This is a genomic window from Comamonas sp. B21-038 (genome assembly GCF_022387135.1).
GTDB classification, from domain to species: Bacteria; Pseudomonadota; Gammaproteobacteria; order Burkholderiales; family Burkholderiaceae_C; genus Comamonas; species Comamonas sediminis.
Window position 1 is genome coordinate 4,354,211 of the sequence record NZ_CP092462.1, and the last position, 15,100, is coordinate 4,369,310.

Annotated in this window: 14 protein-coding genes; 6 read left to right on the plus strand and 8 right to left on the minus strand. The window is 62.6% G+C overall.

The annotated features are described in order from the left end of the window. Positions 1–162: 162 nt before the first annotated feature. Complete coding sequence (locus MJ205_RS19765) at positions 163–1,524, minus strand: aspartate aminotransferase family protein (protein ID WP_239810015.1); 1,362 nt, start codon at positions 1,522–1,524, stop codon at positions 163–165. Between the two features lie 313 nt (positions 1,525–1,837). Between MJ205_RS19765 and MJ205_RS19770 the strand changes: the two genes are divergently transcribed. Continuing rightward, entirely contained in the window at positions 1,838–3,445 is a 1,608-nt protein-coding gene (locus MJ205_RS19770) for an alkaline phosphatase D family protein (protein ID WP_239810016.1), read from the plus strand. 172 nt (positions 3,446–3,617) lie between these two features. Next, positions 3,618–4,019 (plus strand): VOC family protein, encoded by a 402-nt coding sequence (locus tag MJ205_RS19775; protein ID WP_239810017.1) that lies wholly within the window; start codon positions 3,618–3,620, stop codon positions 4,017–4,019. 18 nt (positions 4,020–4,037) lie between these two features. On the opposite strand, the gene MJ205_RS19780 is transcribed toward MJ205_RS19775, so the two are convergent. From MJ205_RS19780 to MJ205_RS19795, 4 genes are all read right to left on the minus strand, one after another. Then, positions 4,038–4,901: a methylglyoxal synthase gene (locus MJ205_RS19780; protein ID WP_239810018.1), complete on the minus strand. Its 864-nt coding sequence runs from the start codon at positions 4,899–4,901 to the stop codon at positions 4,038–4,040. Between the two features lie 164 nt (positions 4,902–5,065). Then, on the minus strand, positions 5,066–6,346 hold the full coding sequence (locus MJ205_RS19785) for a YeeE/YedE family protein (protein WP_239810019.1): 1,281 nt from the start codon (positions 6,344–6,346) through the stop codon (positions 5,066–5,068). Positions 6,347–6,427: 81 nt separating this feature from the next. Next, positions 6,428–7,384 carry a sulfurtransferase gene (locus MJ205_RS19790; RefSeq protein WP_239810020.1) on the minus strand — a complete coding sequence of 319 codons (957 nt, stop codon included), beginning with the start codon at positions 7,382–7,384 and terminating at the stop codon, positions 6,428–6,430. Positions 7,385–7,634: 250 nt separating this feature from the next. Beyond that, complete coding sequence (locus MJ205_RS19795) at positions 7,635–8,177, minus strand: cysteine hydrolase family protein (RefSeq protein WP_239810021.1); 543 nt, start codon at positions 8,175–8,177, stop codon at positions 7,635–7,637. Positions 8,178–8,441: 264 nt separating this feature from the next. Here MJ205_RS19795 and MJ205_RS19800 point away from each other — a divergent pair, with 264 nt between their 5' ends. Further along, positions 8,442–8,966 carry a hypothetical protein gene (locus tag MJ205_RS19800; RefSeq protein ID WP_239810022.1) on the plus strand — a complete coding sequence of 175 codons (525 nt, stop codon included), beginning with the start codon at positions 8,442–8,444 and terminating at the stop codon, positions 8,964–8,966. Beyond that, the gene (locus MJ205_RS19805) at positions 8,963–10,036 is read left to right on the plus strand and encodes an ImmA/IrrE family metallo-endopeptidase (RefSeq protein ID WP_239810023.1); all 1,074 of its coding nucleotides are present in this window, start codon (positions 8,963–8,965) and stop codon (positions 10,034–10,036) included. The genes MJ205_RS19800 and MJ205_RS19805 overlap by 4 nt, the downstream gene beginning before the upstream one ends. Before the next feature lie 2 nt (positions 10,037–10,038). On the opposite strand, the gene MJ205_RS19810 is transcribed toward MJ205_RS19805, so the two are convergent. The 3 genes from MJ205_RS19810 to MJ205_RS19820 are packed head-to-tail and all read right to left on the minus strand — an operon-like array spanning position 10,039 to position 12,284. Then, on the minus strand, positions 10,039–10,962 hold the full coding sequence (locus tag MJ205_RS19810; protein ID WP_239810024.1) for an alpha-glutamyl/putrescinyl thymine pyrophosphorylase clade 3 protein: 924 nt from the start codon (positions 10,960–10,962) through the stop codon (positions 10,039–10,041). Then, positions 10,959–11,972 carry a thymidylate synthase gene (locus MJ205_RS19815; protein ID WP_239810025.1) on the minus strand — a complete coding sequence of 338 codons (1,014 nt, stop codon included), beginning with the start codon at positions 11,970–11,972 and terminating at the stop codon, positions 10,959–10,961. Before MJ205_RS19815 ends, MJ205_RS19810 begins: the two co-directional genes overlap by 4 nt. A 15-nt stretch (positions 11,973–11,987) precedes the next feature. Further along, the gene (locus MJ205_RS19820) at positions 11,988–12,284 is read right to left on the minus strand and encodes a DUF4031 domain-containing protein (protein ID WP_256460944.1); all 297 of its coding nucleotides are present in this window, start codon (positions 12,282–12,284) and stop codon (positions 11,988–11,990) included. A 328-nt stretch (positions 12,285–12,612) separates the two neighbouring features. Between MJ205_RS19820 and MJ205_RS19825 the strand changes: the two genes are divergently transcribed. Then, positions 12,613–13,776 (plus strand): NADH:flavin oxidoreductase/NADH oxidase, encoded by a 1,164-nt coding sequence (locus MJ205_RS19825; protein WP_239810026.1) that lies wholly within the window; start codon positions 12,613–12,615, stop codon positions 13,774–13,776. Positions 13,777–13,824: 48 nt separating this feature from the next. Then, positions 13,825–14,811 carry a LysR family transcriptional regulator gene (locus tag MJ205_RS19830; RefSeq protein ID WP_239810027.1) on the plus strand — a complete coding sequence of 329 codons (987 nt, stop codon included), beginning with the start codon at positions 13,825–13,827 and terminating at the stop codon, positions 14,809–14,811. The last annotated feature ends 289 nt before the right edge of the window (positions 14,812–15,100 follow it).

Sequence of the window (15,100 nt, forward strand, 5' to 3'; positions counted from 1 at the left end):
CACGGACTCGGGCGATCCGCTGCGTTGTCTTCCTTGTCAATAGCTCGCTATTGACTGCGAAAGACGCCTTGCGTCTCATCCCCGATCCGCGTCCATCCCATTGGGCGAGGGTTCTGCAAAGGGCCCCATATGACGCCAGATAGCAAATAGCTCTTACGGGTGTCAGTTGGTCTCAGCCAGCGCGTCACCCAGCGCGTTGATCAGGCGGTCGATCTCGGCCTTCTCGCTGATGAAGGGCGGCGCCAGCTGGATGGTGTCGCCACCATAGCGCACGTAGAAGCCTTTTTCCCAGCACTTCATCGCGATCTCATAAGGGCGCTTGGCGGGCTCGCCGGGCAGCGCGGCAATGGTGAAGCCTGCGGCCAGACCGTAGTTGCGGATGTCGGCCACATGCTTGGCGCCCTTGAGGCTGTGCACGGCGTTTTCAAAGTAAGGTGCCAGCGCCTTCACGCGGCCGGGCATGTCTTCCTTCTCCAGAATGTCCATCACCGCCAGGCCTGCCGCGCAAGCGACGGGGTGGGCCGAGTAGGTGTAGCCATGGGCAAACTCCAGCATGTACTCGGGGCCGCCTGCGGCCATGAAGGTGTCGTAGATCTCTTTCGTCACCACGCAGCCGCCGAGCGGCTGGGCGCCATTGGTCACCTGCTTGGCAAAGTTCATGATGTCGGGCACCACGCCAAAGGCTTCGGCACCGGTCCAGGCACCGCAGCGGCCAAAGCCGGTGATGACCTCATCAAAAATCAGCAGAATGCCGTTTTGCGTGCAGATTTCGCGGATGCGTTCCAGGTAACCCTTGGGCGGGATCACCACACCGGCCGAGCCCGAGAACGGCTCGACGATCACTGCGGCGATGTTGCTGGCGTCGTGCAGCGCGATCACATCGAGCAGCTTATCGGCCAGCGCGCGGCCGCCTTCATCGGACATGCCCTTCTGGAAGGTGCCGGCCGGTGGCTGGGTGTGCGGCAGGTGGTCGGCCACAATGCCCTGGCCAAACATCTTGCGGTTGCCGGCAATGCCGCCCACCGAGATGCCGCCGTAGTTCACGCCGTGGTAGCCCTTCTCGCGGCCCACCAGCACCGTCTTGCCGGCCTGGCCCTTGAGGCGCCAGTAGGCGCGCACCATCTTCAGCGAGGTGTCGGCCGCTTCGGAGCCCGAGCCGGTGAAGAACACATGGTCCAGACCTGCGGGCGTGTGTTCCTTGATCTTGTTGGCCAGCGCAAACGAGGCAGGGTGGCCAAACTGAAAAGCCGGTGCGTAATCGAGCTGCAACGCCGCCTTGCCAATCGCCTCGGCCACTTCCTTGCGGCCATGGCCAATGCCCGAGCACCACAGGCCCGAGAGGCCGTCAAAAATCTTGCGGCCATCGGCATCGGTGTAGTAGGCGCCCTGGCCGCTGACGATCATGCGGGGCTGCGCCTTGAAGTTGCGGTTGCCGGTGAAGGGCATCCAGTGCGCGTCCAGCCAGGCTGCATCGGTGCGCAGCGTGGTGCCTGCGTTTTGGTCGTCGATCTGCACAAAGCTCATGGTTTTCTCCTTGGAACGGCCGCGTTCCATTTTTCCAGTGTTGATAGGCGATTGTGGGCCGGTTCTTTTCTTATTCAAATATTGACATATCAAAGCTCACTTGCGGAATTTAGCAAGTAAAGCCGGTGACGCATCCGCGCAAGACGCGCCGCTCCTCCCGCCCCCTATGCGGAGCCCTTCTGTCTGAAAAACGCTACTGAATAGATAGCTTCGAATGCAGACACAGAGCCTGTTTACACGCTGTTTCACGCTTCATCCCGGCGTCACACAGCCCGGCTATCGTGGCGGTTTTTCTGCCATTGCTACCACCGCCATGACCTCCCACGATCCCACTGCGCGCCGCCGCTTTCTGCTCTCTTCCACCGCCATCGCCGGCACCGGTCTGCTGCCCGGCATCCTGCGCGCGCAAACGGCGCCTGCGGCCATCACGCAGGATGCGGCGCGGCCCCTGCTGCTGTCGGGCCTGCAAAGCGGCGATGTGCTGGCCCACAGTGCCATCGTCTGGGCCCGGGCCAGCCGCGAGGCGCGCATGCGGGTGGAATGGTCCACCACCAGCCACTTCGCCCAAAGCACGCTGGTGCGCGGCCCCGACCTGCTGCCCGATACCGATGGCACTGGCCGTGTCGAGCTGCAGGGCCTGCCCGCCGGGCAGGACATCTTCTACCGCGTGGTGCTCGATGACCTGGCCAGCAGCAACACCCGCAGCCCGGCAGTGCTGGGGCATTTCCGCACCCCGCTGGCCAGCCAGGGCCCAGCCACCCGCCCTTTCCGCCTGGTGTGGAGCGGCGACACCGCCGGCCAGGGCTACGGCATCAACGAGGGCATCGGCGGCATGCGTATCTATGACGAGATGCGCAAGACCAACCCCGATGTCTTTCTGCACAGCGGCGACACCATCTACGCCGACGGCCCCATCCCCGAGACCATCGCGCTGCCCGATGGCAGCACCTGGAAGAACTTGGTCACGCCCCAGGTTGCCAAGGTGGCCGAAACGCTCGACGAGTACCGGGGCCGCTACCGCTACAACCTGATGGACCAGAACGTGCGCGCGCTGGGCAGCGAGGTCGCGCAGATCTGGCAGTGGGATGACCATGAGGTCACCAACAACTACTCGGACAGCAAGAGCGTGGCCAACGACAAGCGCTATTCCGAAAAGAATGTGCAGCTGCTCACCGCCCGGGGCCGCCGCGCGTTTATGGAATACGCACCGATGCGCCCCTTTGGCGCGGCCGAGCAGCAGCGCGTCTACCGCCACCTGCCGCAGGGCCCGCTGGCCGATATCTTTGTGCTGGACATGCGCAGCTACCGGGGCCCCAACAGCCACAACCTGCAGGCGGTGGAAAGCACCGATACCGACTTCCTCGGCCGCCCCCAGCTGGACTGGCTGCTCGCCGGGCTCAAGGCCAGCACTGCCACCTGGAAGCTGATTGCCGCCGACATGCCGATCGGCCTGTTCGTGCCCGACGGCAAGGACGCCGAAGGCCGCGACCAGTGGGAAGCCATTGCCAACGGTGAGCACGGCGTGCCCAAGGGGCGCGAGCTGGAGATGGCGCGGCTGTTGAAGGGCATCAAGGATGCGGGCATCCGCAACGTCGTCTGGCTCACCGCCGACGTGCACTACACCGCCGCCCACCACTACAGCCCCGAGCGCGCGCAGTTCAAAGACTTTGCGCCGTTCTGGGAATTCGTCTCCGGCCCCCTCAATGCCGGTGGCTTCGGGCCCAACGAGGCGGACCAGACCTTTGGTCTGGATGTTGTCTTCCACAAGGCGCCGCCGAAGGCCAACTCCGCCCCCAGCGAGGGCTACCAGTTCTTTGGCCAGCTCGACATCCACCACCAGAGCCGCGCGCTGACCGTGGTCCTCAAGGACCTGAACGGCGCCGCGCTCTACACCAAGACGCTGGAGCCGCAGCAGGCCTGAGCGAAGGGCAGGCACGCCAGCCAGGCCCAGATACAGAAGCCGCAGACGCCATGGGTGCTGCGGCTTTTGACAAGGGCCACACCGGCCGAAGCGCGCCCCCCCGGGCCACGGTGGGCAAAGGCGCCGTTGGGGCGCATACTGCGCGCTGGAGTCCATCTTTGGAGCAAGCCCCATGCCTACCACCCCACTGGTCGATGCCCTCGACCACCTGGTGCTCACCGTGCAGAGCATCCCGCGCAGCATCGCTTTTTACGAGCGGGTGCTGGGCATGGAGGCCCGAGAGTTCAAGCCCGGCCGTTATGCGCTGCATTTTGGCCGGCAAAAGATCAACCTGCACGAGCTGGGCCACGTGGTGGACCCGAACGTGAAACATGCAACGCCAGGCTCTGCCGATGTCTGCTTTCTGACCCGCATGCCGCTGGCCGAGGTGATCGCCCATCTGCAGCGCGAGCAGGTCGCCATCGTGCAGGGGCCGGTGCGGGCCACCGGTGCGCAGGCCACGCTGCAGTCGCTGTATTTCTACGACCCCGATGAGAACCTGATCGAGGTCGCGAACGAGGTGCAGGCTGGCTGATGACTGACGCGCTTGAACTTACCGTTTGGCCGCCGCATCGCACCAGCGCTGGGCCACCGCTGGCGAGGTCATGCACACCACCTCCTGGGTGACGGTCGTCACCGCCCGCTCCAGCAGCTGGATATCGGCCTCATGCTGGCGTGCCACATGCGGGTCTTCAAAGAAGATCGCGCGCTGGCAGCGGCGCTCCAGCACCAGGTCGGCGATTTGCGCATCTCCCCCCAATGGGCCGCTGTTGAAACGATCCACCCAAGGCTTGTCAGCCGGCCAGCCTTTGCTCCAGGCCAGCTCATTGAGCTTTTGGCCGGTGGTGCCGGTGCCCACGCGGCGGCGGTAGCGCGAGAGCAGCGCAAAATTGCGCTCGCAAAAGTCCAGCATCGCCGGCTTCATCGCATCGTGGGCGATCAGCGCCAGGGTCTGGTTGCCATAGTCGTGCAGGCGGTCGGCATGGCGGTCGGGCGCCAGCCCGGCGTGGATGCGTTCCATCTCCACCCAGTCGCGCGCGCTGGCTGCCGTCGAGATAAAGGGCTTGCCGTGGATCACGCACTGGCGCTTCAAGGCCAGCGCCTCGGGGAAGATCGACGACGGGTCCACCGGGTCGATCAGGTAGATGGCGCCGTCGAGCACGCGGTTGTCGCCCGGCATGCCCACCACCTCGGCCACCAGCTTCATCAGCCCGCCTTCGCGGCCATAGGGGTAGCGCACCAGGCCCTTGTGGCCCTTGAGCATTTCTGCCGCTGCAATCGCGTCATAGGTGCGGCCCACCGCATGGAACCCGATGTTCAGCTCCCGAATGCCCTGCTCGCAGGCGCGCAAGAAGCTGAACAGCGCGGCATCCTCGTTCTGGTGGTGCAAACGGTTGGCGGCAAGGCCTAAAAGCATGGTCTATCCCGTGGGTGTGGCAAGCGAGTGGAAAGCATAGCGCCAAATCTGCGCCGCCGGTATGACAGCCGACTGGCGCAGTGGCTCAATGCTGCGCCCAATTCTTAACTTCGGACAACCATCGCCAATCAGCCACACTGCGCTCGCACTGCCATCCAGCCTGCTCAAGCCCGGCTGGCCCACCAGGTCTGCCACCGGAACCCCAGCCACAGCACCAGCAGCATGGCCGCGCCAAACACCCAGCCGCTCAGCGCACCGGCCATGCCGCCGGACAGCAAGGTGCCGACGGTGCAGCCAATACCGGTCATCGCGCCCCAGCCCAGCAGCACCCCGCCGAGCAAACCCCGGCCGGCATCCCGCCCGGTGGGCAGGCGCGGGCGGAACTGGCGGCTGGCAAAGGCGGCGATAAACGCGCCGGCCAGCAAACCCAGCAGCACCAGCGCATTGGGCGTGGCCCAGGTCGCAGCGGGCAAGGTGGCGCAGCCGGCAAAGCCATCCAGGCCATTGAGCCGCTCAGGCACCCAGCCCTGGCCTTGCAGCGCGCCGCGCACTTGGCTGCCGATCAGGGCCGTCACGCCCAGCGGCCGCATGCGCACGATGGCGGCGGTGGCGATCAGCCCCACCAGCAGGCCGCCCAGGGCATAGTTCCAACGCCCTTGCCACAGGCTGCGCCACAGTGCGGGCAAGCTGCGCGGCGCCGCCCTTGCGGGATCTATGGGCGCAGTAGGCAGTGGCAGGCTGCGCCGGCGCTGCTGCACATGGCGCTGCCACACCCAGGCCGCCCAGGCCGCCAGCACGCCCAGCTGCAGCAGCAAGGCGCCGCCATAGCCCAGGTGCTGCGGCAGCCAGACAACGGGCGCATCGGCCACCGCCAGGCTGTAGAGCGGGTTCCAGGTCTGAAAACCCAACGCAAAGCCCAGCGCGGTACCCAGCAGCGCAAATGGCGATGCAGCCGACCCCTCGGCCAGCCGGTACCAGTGCGCGCTGATGCAGGAGCCCGACACCAGCATGCCCGCCCCAAAGGCCAGGCCCGCCAGCACCAGCACCCAGCTGACCGGGCCAATGTGCATATCGGGCGGCAGTTGCCCCGCCTGGGGGTTGGGCACCCAGCTGCTCTGCACCACCGTCATGCCCACCAGCCCCACGGCCAGCGCCAGGATGATTGCCAAGATACCGCGCGGGTCATCCCGTTGCAGCCAATCACGCGCATGGCAGTAAAAGCAAAAGCGCGAGCGCTGCAGCACCACGCCCAGCGCCAGCCCAATCGCCAGCGCAAACACCAGGGTGCGCCCGCCATCGCGCTGCAACAAGGCCTGCTGCAATGGCCACAGCGCCAGCAGCAGCACGGCCGCTGCCACCGGCTGCCAATAGGCGCTGATGTCCCCGGCCGCGCGCTGCCCGGCAGCGCTGTCCGCCCCCCCCAAACCCACGCTGGAATCAGTCATGGCATTCCATCCAAAAAAATGCCCGCGCTGGGCGGGCATTGAACACAGGACCGAGCCCATGCGGAGACATTCAAACCATGCTTATTTCGCAGCCCAGATCGTGCCGGCCGGGTTGTTGATCGGCACGCCAACGCTGTTGCCGTATTCGGTCCAGGAGCCGTCATAGTTCTTCACCTGGTAGCCCAGGATCTTGCTGAGCGCAAACCAGGTGTGGCTGCTGCGCTCGCCAATGCGGCAGTAGGTGATGATGGGCTTGCTGCCGTCGATGCCGGCATCGGCATAGAGCTTTTGCAGATCAGCCCGCGATTTGAAGGTGCCGTCCTCATTGACCGCCTTGCCCCAAGGCACATTCACCGCGCCAGGGATATGGCCGGCGCGGATCGACAGCTCCGGCACACCGGCAGGCGCAAACACCTTGCCCTGGTATTCATCGGCCGAGCGGATATCCACCAGCTGCGTGGCGCCCTTGCCCTCCACCGCCGCCAGCGCATCACCCAGGCGGGCCCGCAAATCGGTGTTGACCTGGCCCACGCGGTAGGTGGTAGCGGCGTAGTCCGGCGCGCGGTTGTTCAGCGCACGGTTCTCGGCCTCCCACTTCTTGCGGCCGCCATCGAGCAGCTTCACGTTCTTGACGCCATACACATCAAACACCCAGGCGCCCCAGGCCGCAAACCAGTTGTTGGTGTCGCCGTACAGCACCACGGTCGTGTTGTCGCTCACCCCTCCCTTGGACAGCAATTGCTCAAACGCCTCCTTGCTGACAATGTCGCGGCGCACCTTGTCATTGAGGTCGTTGTGCCAGGAGAAGTTGACCGCGCCCGGAATATGCGCCCGCTCATACAGCCCCGGGTTCACGCTGACCTCGATCACCCGCACATCAGGCCGTTGCAGGTTGGCCGCCAGCCATTCAGTACTGACCAGCGCGCCCGCAGGCACCGCCTGCGGCGTGTTGGCAAAGGCAGGGCTTGCGCCCCAAACGGCTGCCGCTGCGGTACCGGCAATCAAAACGCGCCAAGGCGCTGCTGTGCGGATAGTCATGCTGTGTCGTCCTTCAGGTCATGGGAGAAAAGGCTGCCATCACGGCAGGGCCTGCTTGCACTGTGCATGTTGCAAGCAGCTACTCCAACTGAGGAATGCGCAGATGCATATGTGATCTGCGCGCTTGACAGGGGCCAAGCCTGAACGACCTAGGTGCAGCGCCAGCGTGCACTGCGCTGGGCTGCTTCCACTTTGGGAGCGAGAACGCGTCCCTAGCGGCTTGCGCCAACCCCAGCCAAGCCGGGTTTTCTCAAGCCCGGCCGACCGAATCCGCCCACTGCTGCGCCGTCTGCAGCCGCGCACGCGGGCCAAAGCTGCTGGTGCTGCTGAGGGTGATGTTGTGGTGCGCAATCACCTGCTGCGGCGTGACGGCGGCATTGCCGCAAGTGGTGTGCGCATCCTCCAGCAGCACCACCGGGTAGCCATGGCGCAGCGCCGCGCGCGTGGTCACATCCACGCAGTACTCCGTGTGCATGCCGCCAATCACCAGCTCCTGCACGCCCAGGTTTTGCAGCATGGGCAATAGGTCGGTTTTCCAGAACGCATCGCCGGTGGTTTTGTCCAGGGTCAGGTCGCTGCTCTCCACCTGCAGGCCATCGGCCAGCTGCCATCCGGGCGTGCCTGCCTCCAGGCCAGGCTCGGCATGGCGCACCCAGATGATGGGGGTGTTGGCCTGGCGTGCGGCGGCGGTGACCTGGTTGATGCGGGCGATCAGGGCGGGGCAATCCCAGGCGGCGTTGGGGCCGGTGCAGAGGGATTGTTGGATGTCTATTAGGAGGAGGGCAGTGGGCATGGGGGCGGAGCTGTTGCTGGAGGATGTGCAGGATTCTATGGTTCGATATGGGCGTGCATTACGCCGGTTGGTTCAGCTATGTTTTGGTGCTTGATATCTAGTTCCGCAAAGGCTGTAAGCGGCCTTACGTTCGTAATGCAACGAGCGGCTGCTTTCATCCAGAGCAGACGATCTCCCTGAGAGATCACCAGTTGCGTGAGTCTCTCCTAAATACGCGGTGATTCACCAGCCTCTCCCTGTTGACCTCTGGGGAAGTCAACCTCGATGTTTAAGCTGACGGCAACCCAATGCACTGCGACCCACACTCAGACGAGGAGCACGTCGCCGACCACGTATGATTTTTCTGTTTGCCACGTGCTCGAAATTAGTTACACGATCCGATTCTTCAATATATTTTTATCCAAAACAGGTAAGTATTTAGTTTCCGTGCAGGACTTCACTGACAATCTTGGCTATATGCCGCTTGAAATTGCGTTTCAGACGAGGGAGTTGCGTGCCACCTGCGAAAGCCAGACGAGGGCGAAGCGGGAGCTTGGCGAGCTAGGAAGTAAGGCGCTACAACGGGTGCTGGCCGATATGCAGGCGGCCGAAACCGTCGCCGAACTGTTTGATATGGGATTGGTAATTGAGTATTGCACGCAGGAACACGGAGTGCTAAGGTTCCAGCTAGACGGCGAACTAAGCCTGTTTTGCAACGTCAATCAGCAAAGCGCGCCGATGAATGGTGAAACGATTGATTGGGCCCAAGTTTCTAGACTCAAAGTCGCTCGCATCGGAGGCGGCAAGTGAATGTCTTCGCTGAATTTTACCCTACATGGGCGTCACCTCCAGGCGACACTGTTAGAGATCTCGCTCAGCGGAAGGGACTGACACAAGCGGTTGTCGCTAATGCCCTCGGCGTTGCGGAACCCACCCTCGCCCGCATGCTCAATGGCGATTTACCTATCACCGAAGCACGAGCTGAGAAACTTTCGGCCTGTGTCGGCGCTACGGCTCGCTTCTGGCTTACGCGTGAGGCGCAGTACCGCGATGCGTTGCAAGCGATTCAAGATGATGGCCGTGCGTGGGTATCTAGCCTCCCATTCGCGGACATGGCGAAGTTTGGATGGTTGGATGCCGCAAACTCTGTCGCAGGAAAACTCCAACAAGCCTTCACCTTTTTCGGGGTGTCGAGCGTTGACGAGTGGCGAGATGCGTGGCTTTCTGAGCACGCCGGCTTGACGGCGTATAGGACCTCGCCAGTCTTCGCGATGCAAGGCGCGTCTGCGGCTGCTTGGCTTCGACAGGGTGAGCACATTGCGAGCGGCATCAGTACCGCGCAATGGTCCCGCACAAACTTTGAACGAATCCTGCCAGAGTTGAAGTCGCTGACGCGGGTGGAGAAGCCCGCGGAGTTCATGCCTCAGCTTCAGCGTAGGTGCGCTGAGTGTGGGGTAGCCGTTGTCGTTGTCCGAGCTCCTAAAGGCTGCCCGGCAAGCGGCGCAACACGAGTCAAGAATGGTCAAGCCATCCTACAACTCAGCGCTCGGTACCTGCGCGACGACAGCTTCTGGTTTACCTTCTTCCATGAAGCTGGGCACCTCGTTCTACACGAGGATCGCCTATTCCTTGAATGGTCGGAGAAGCAGCATCTAGACGAGAAGGAAGAGCGGGAAGCCAATGACTTCGCTGGGAAAGCTTTGATTCCGCCAGCGCAAGAGGCTGAACTCCGTGCGCTTCCTCATGATTACAAGGCTGTCATGAGGTTTGCGCGAGATCTCTCAGTGTCGCCGGGAATCGTGGTCGGGCAACTTCAACACCGAGGCTTGGTGCCTCGGGAAAAGCTCAATTTTCTGAAGAAACGGTACACCTGGGGCTGACCCTACCCGCGGAAAGGTAGGTACCTTCCGGGACTCTTCTGCCAGTTGCACATGGCGTCTTCCATGACCTGCATGCCGACGCCCAAGTGCTCCTCTAAGGCGGCAACGCGCGCTTCAAGCGTCTTAGGAGTGGTACGAGAGTCGAATTGTCCGTCGAATAGCAAGCGTGCCCCTTTCTTTGGACCAGTGGCCGCATTCATGTACGTCGAGTTGGCATCAATCGGGGCGAGGCCAATCTTGCCGAGCATTGTGAGGTAGTCGAACCGCCCAGTGCGGCCGAAGCTTTTGACCACCTCCATAGAGTCATACAACAGCGCGAATGCCTTTCTGGGGTGGCTATTTACCTGCGCAAGAGTGTTTGCGATCATCTGGTCGTGTGAGCCGTTTGCTTGGATCCATTCGACATAGGTCCTGATTACGACATTAGTGCCGCGAGCGCCTTGCTTGAGGGATTCGTACTTGCGGTGATTGCCAAACTTACCCTTGAAGTCAGCCCGGTTGTCCTCAAGCCATTCTCCATAAGCTACTGGGTCCCTGCCGACTCGCTGCCAGGTCCAAGGCGAGTCCTCGTGGGCGCCGTATAGCTCGCGTGAAAGCAGCCATTCGGTGCGCAGGTTCCGGCCGCAATGAGTGGCGAGGAATACTAGCCAAAATGCCTCTTCCCGGTCCCCGTTCGACACCTTAAGCATTGCTGCCTTTATTGGGTCAAACAGGTCACTTTTGGGGTCGGCACGCAGGGGGCTAATGGGCCGGGCTTTTACCTTATGCACGTACTCCACGCGCTGTAGACTGTCAATGAGTTGACCTACGAAGGCTAGTAGGTTCTCCACTGGGACGATGCCGGTGAGCGGCATCCGTTCTCTGTGGAACTCCAATAGCTGCGTTTCGAGGGTCTCTCGGCGCTCGTTCTTCTCGGTGCCTTTCATCTCACTTCCTTGGTTGAGGTGGCCTGATCATCGAAGATCGACAGCTGATCCTTGTCGGAGACAAGTTTTCCGTGCCTCTTAATGTACGTTGAGTACACGTCATCGTGAATCCGCTTCTTCAGACGCCGTATTTCCGGTTGGTTGTTTGGAACGCGAGCAGCCTTGTGGATTGAAAGCAGGGTGGCCAAATCTTCCCAATATGGATCCATCGTCTCAGGAGGCGTCGGAATGGCGCCTAGCCCAGCCCGCACCGTTTTCTCGAAATTGACGAGGCTTTCTACGGATTTCCACGGATCGCCCTTGGGCATTGGCGGCATTGGGCGACGCGTCTGCCAGCCCTCGCTTAAAAACCGGAGTGCTTTGTCGTGATGCTTATCGTAGAGATGCAAGCTGCCAACAGAGTGCTTGTACTCGCCCAGCTCAATGCCCACGGACCGGGCAATAAGCTCCTGAATCATGGTGAATGTGAAGACATCGTGTGGCAGGCCGAGCCAAGCGTCGTTGGAACGCATTGACGTCAAGAGGTGCAGCCGATTGTCACGCACTAGGAATTGAAGCGTACAGGTGCACGGTACATCCTTATGGTGTTCAAGCGTATCGGCGCGGTCAAACAACTGCAAGACTGCTTGACGGGAGTCTCGTTTCTCCTTCAGCAACTTGATAACGCGAGGGATTTGGTCATTTGGTGTCTTTCCGAACAGGCGTGGCCCGTAGGCACCATAAATGGTCTGCTTATCGTCAGAAAACTCGTCGTAGCTGGGGATGTAGTGCTGGATAAAGTCCAGTCGATTGCTGCCCGCAAGTATCCAAAGCAGTTCGCCGAGGCAGCTGAAGAGCAGGCCCCGCGATTCCGATCGGCTGAGGCGGACCCGTGGCGCCGAAAGCTTCAGCAGCATGCCGCTGGTTTCACGAGCCTCGCCCTTAGACGGTTTTATCGCGGTGCCACGGGCGAGAATTTGTTTGTATACCTTGAATAGCAAATCGTCGAGGGAGTCGGCTGCAAGGTACATGTCGTACTCACTAGGTCAAGCGAACAGACTGAACTGAGTCGGCTCGGTTGCGATGACGCAAGCCGGCAAGGTTGTTTGCAGACCTATTCGCACTGCGTCCCTAGCGGAGATTGCTATGGCACCGTGTTGAAGCGCGTACCGACGTTGGCTAGCAGTGACATCGTAGTGAGGGTGGCGCGCACCGCGATGGAAGGCGCGCGCGGGAAGACGGATGCTGGCCGCGAATTCATGCAGCTCGTCAACACTATCCGCCACGAGGTGGAACCACGCATAACCGTGCTTCAGAACCTCTGCATCATCAACATATATCACTTACAGTTCTTACTCCTTGGCCGGAATTTACCACGTGGTGATATTCTCGTCATCAATGGATTTGTCTAGCGCATCTTCTGCTGGGGGGCCGGCGCAGAGCATGCGGCGTTTGCTGGCTAGCGCGGTGGGGACCAGGCTGGATTCGCGCGGCTTGCCGACGCCCATGTCTCCAACGGGTCAACCCTTAGCTATCCCCCACAGCACCCAGGTCGAAATATAGGAATACGCTGTACCCCGTTCCAGCTATCTGTCGATGCAGCCTCCGTACACAACCTGTGACGCACAGGGCCATCCACCTCCACAGCGCACAACCAACCGGACACCCCCCATGCAAAGAACCACCGACCCGTCGCTCACCCCCGCCAGCACCACCACCCCCTCGCAGCTGTTCCAGCCCCTCACGCTCTCCCAGCTCACCCTCCCCAACCGCATCGTCATCGCGCCGATGTGCCAGTACTCGGCGCAAGAGGGCAATGCCAATGACTGGCATTTGATGCACTACGGCAGCCTGGCGGTATCGGGCGCGGGCATGCTGGTGCTGGAGGCCACGGCGGTGTCGGCGGTGGGGCGCATTACCGATAAGGACCTGGGCATCTACTCCGATGACAACCAACAGGCGCTGGGGCGGCTGATGGGGTCGCTGCGCAAGCTCTCGGCGATTCCGGTGGCCATTCAGCTGGCCCATGCGGGCCGCAAGGCCTCCAGCCATCTGCCTTGGGAAGGCGCTGCGCAGATTGCGCCTGATGCGCCCCGGGGCTGGGTGGCGCAGGCGCCTTCGGCGATTGCCCATGCAGCGGGCGAGGTGCCGCCGGCTGAGATGAGCCCTGCCGAGCTGGCAGAGGTGAAGGATGCGTTTGTGGCAGCAGCCAAGGCGGCCGATGCGCTGGGCATCGAGGGCATCGAGATCCACATGGCCCATGGCTATTTGCTGCACGAGTTCCTCTCGCCCCTGTCCAACACCCGCAGCGATGCCTACGGCGGCAGCCTGGAGAACCGCCTGCGCTACCCGCTGGAGGTGTTTGCCGCCGTGCGCGCGGCCGTGCCTGCGGCCAAGCCGGTGTGGGTGCGTATCTCGGCATCGGATTGGGCGCCGGGCGGCTGGGATATCGATGGCTCGATCGCGCTGGCCCAGGGGCTGAAGGCACTGGGTTGCAGCGCCATCCATGTGTCATCGGGCGGGCTGTCGACCGCCCAGCAGATCCCCGTGCAGCCGGGCTACCAGGTGGGTTTTGCCGAGGCCATCAAACAGGCTACGGGCCTGACCACGATTGCCGTCGGTTTGGTGACCGAGCCTGCGCAGGCCGAGCATATTGTGGCCTCGGGCCAGGCGGATGCCGTGGCCATTGGCCGCGCTGCTTTGTACGACCCGCGCTGGCCCTGGCATGCGGCTGCCAGCCTGGGCGCGCAGGTGGATGCACCGCGCCAGTACTGGCGCAGCCAGCCGCGTGAGTACAGCAAACTCTTCCGAGGCGCAGCGGTAGGCGTGCGCTAAACAGCTTCTGTAAACACTGAGGGCGGCAGCAGCCAAAGCCGCTAAGCTATGCGGATGCCTGCCCGCCCTCCCGTGTTTGCCTCCCCGCCCCACCCCCCTGCCGCTGCCCGCCGCGCCCGCGCGGTGCTGGGCCAGCTCAGCGATATGGATCTGCGGCTGCTGCAGGTCTTCAAGAGCGTGGTGGAGTGCGGGGGCATGTCGGCCGCCGAGCTGGAGCTCAACATCGGCACGTCGACCCTGAGCCGCCACATGAAGGACCTGGAGACCCGCCTGGGCATGGTGCTGTGCCGGCGCGGGCGCGCGGGCTTTGCGCTGACGCCGGAGGGCCACCAGGTCTACGAGGCCACCTTGCAGCTGCTGGGCGGCGTCGATCTGTTCCGCAGCCGCATTGACGATATCCACGCCCGCATGGGCGGCAATCTGGAGATCGCCATCTTCGACAAGACGGTGAGCAACCCGCAGGCCCAGATCCACCGCGCGATTGCGCAGTTCCACGGCCAGGCGCCGGATGTGAACCTGCAGCTGCATGTCAGCTCGATCAACGCGATCGAGCGCGGGCTGATGGATGGGCGTTTCCATGTGGGCATCATCCCGGCGCACCGCAGCTCGGCCAGCCTGGTCTACCGCGATCTGTTTGCCGAGAACATGCAGCTGTACTGCGCCGCCGGCCATGACCTGTGGGAGCAGCAGCACCAGGCGCTGGACTGGGAGCAGCTGCGCAGCTACCCCTTTGCCGGCCTGGGCTACCACTCTCCCAATATGGAGCTGAGCCACAGCGTGCGGCTGCCGCGCGCGGCCACCGGGTTTGACCAGGAGTCGATTGCCACCTTGATTTTGTCCGGGTGTTTTTTGGGATTTTTGCCCGACCACTACGCGGCCAGTTTTGAAAACCAAGGTTTGATGCGGGCTGTACGGCCAGAACGCTTCCATTACCGTTGCCAATTCGTGGCCATGTGGCGCTTATCGCCCGCTCCGAGCCGTGTGGCGCAGGCCTTTATTGACTGCCTCCTCGATGCCCACACAGCAGTTGACTAAGTTGCTATGAAATTAACTTATCCACAGAAACCGGCTTCCCGGTGTGCATTTCTTTCCTAGAGGGAGATTGCAGGGAGTTTCTCGCGCAACAACGGGAACATTGCACAAAATTATCCACAGGGTGAGAATCGGAAAACTGCCGCTTTTGCACTGCAGCAAACGCCCGGCACCAACCGGGCCCCACGGGCCGCACCTGCGCGACTGCCCCCCTCCGCGCGCAGGCCGGCCAACGCGGCGGGCGTGCGGTTCGGCGCTACCATCGCTACCGTAACGACCACCCTGGACTGCC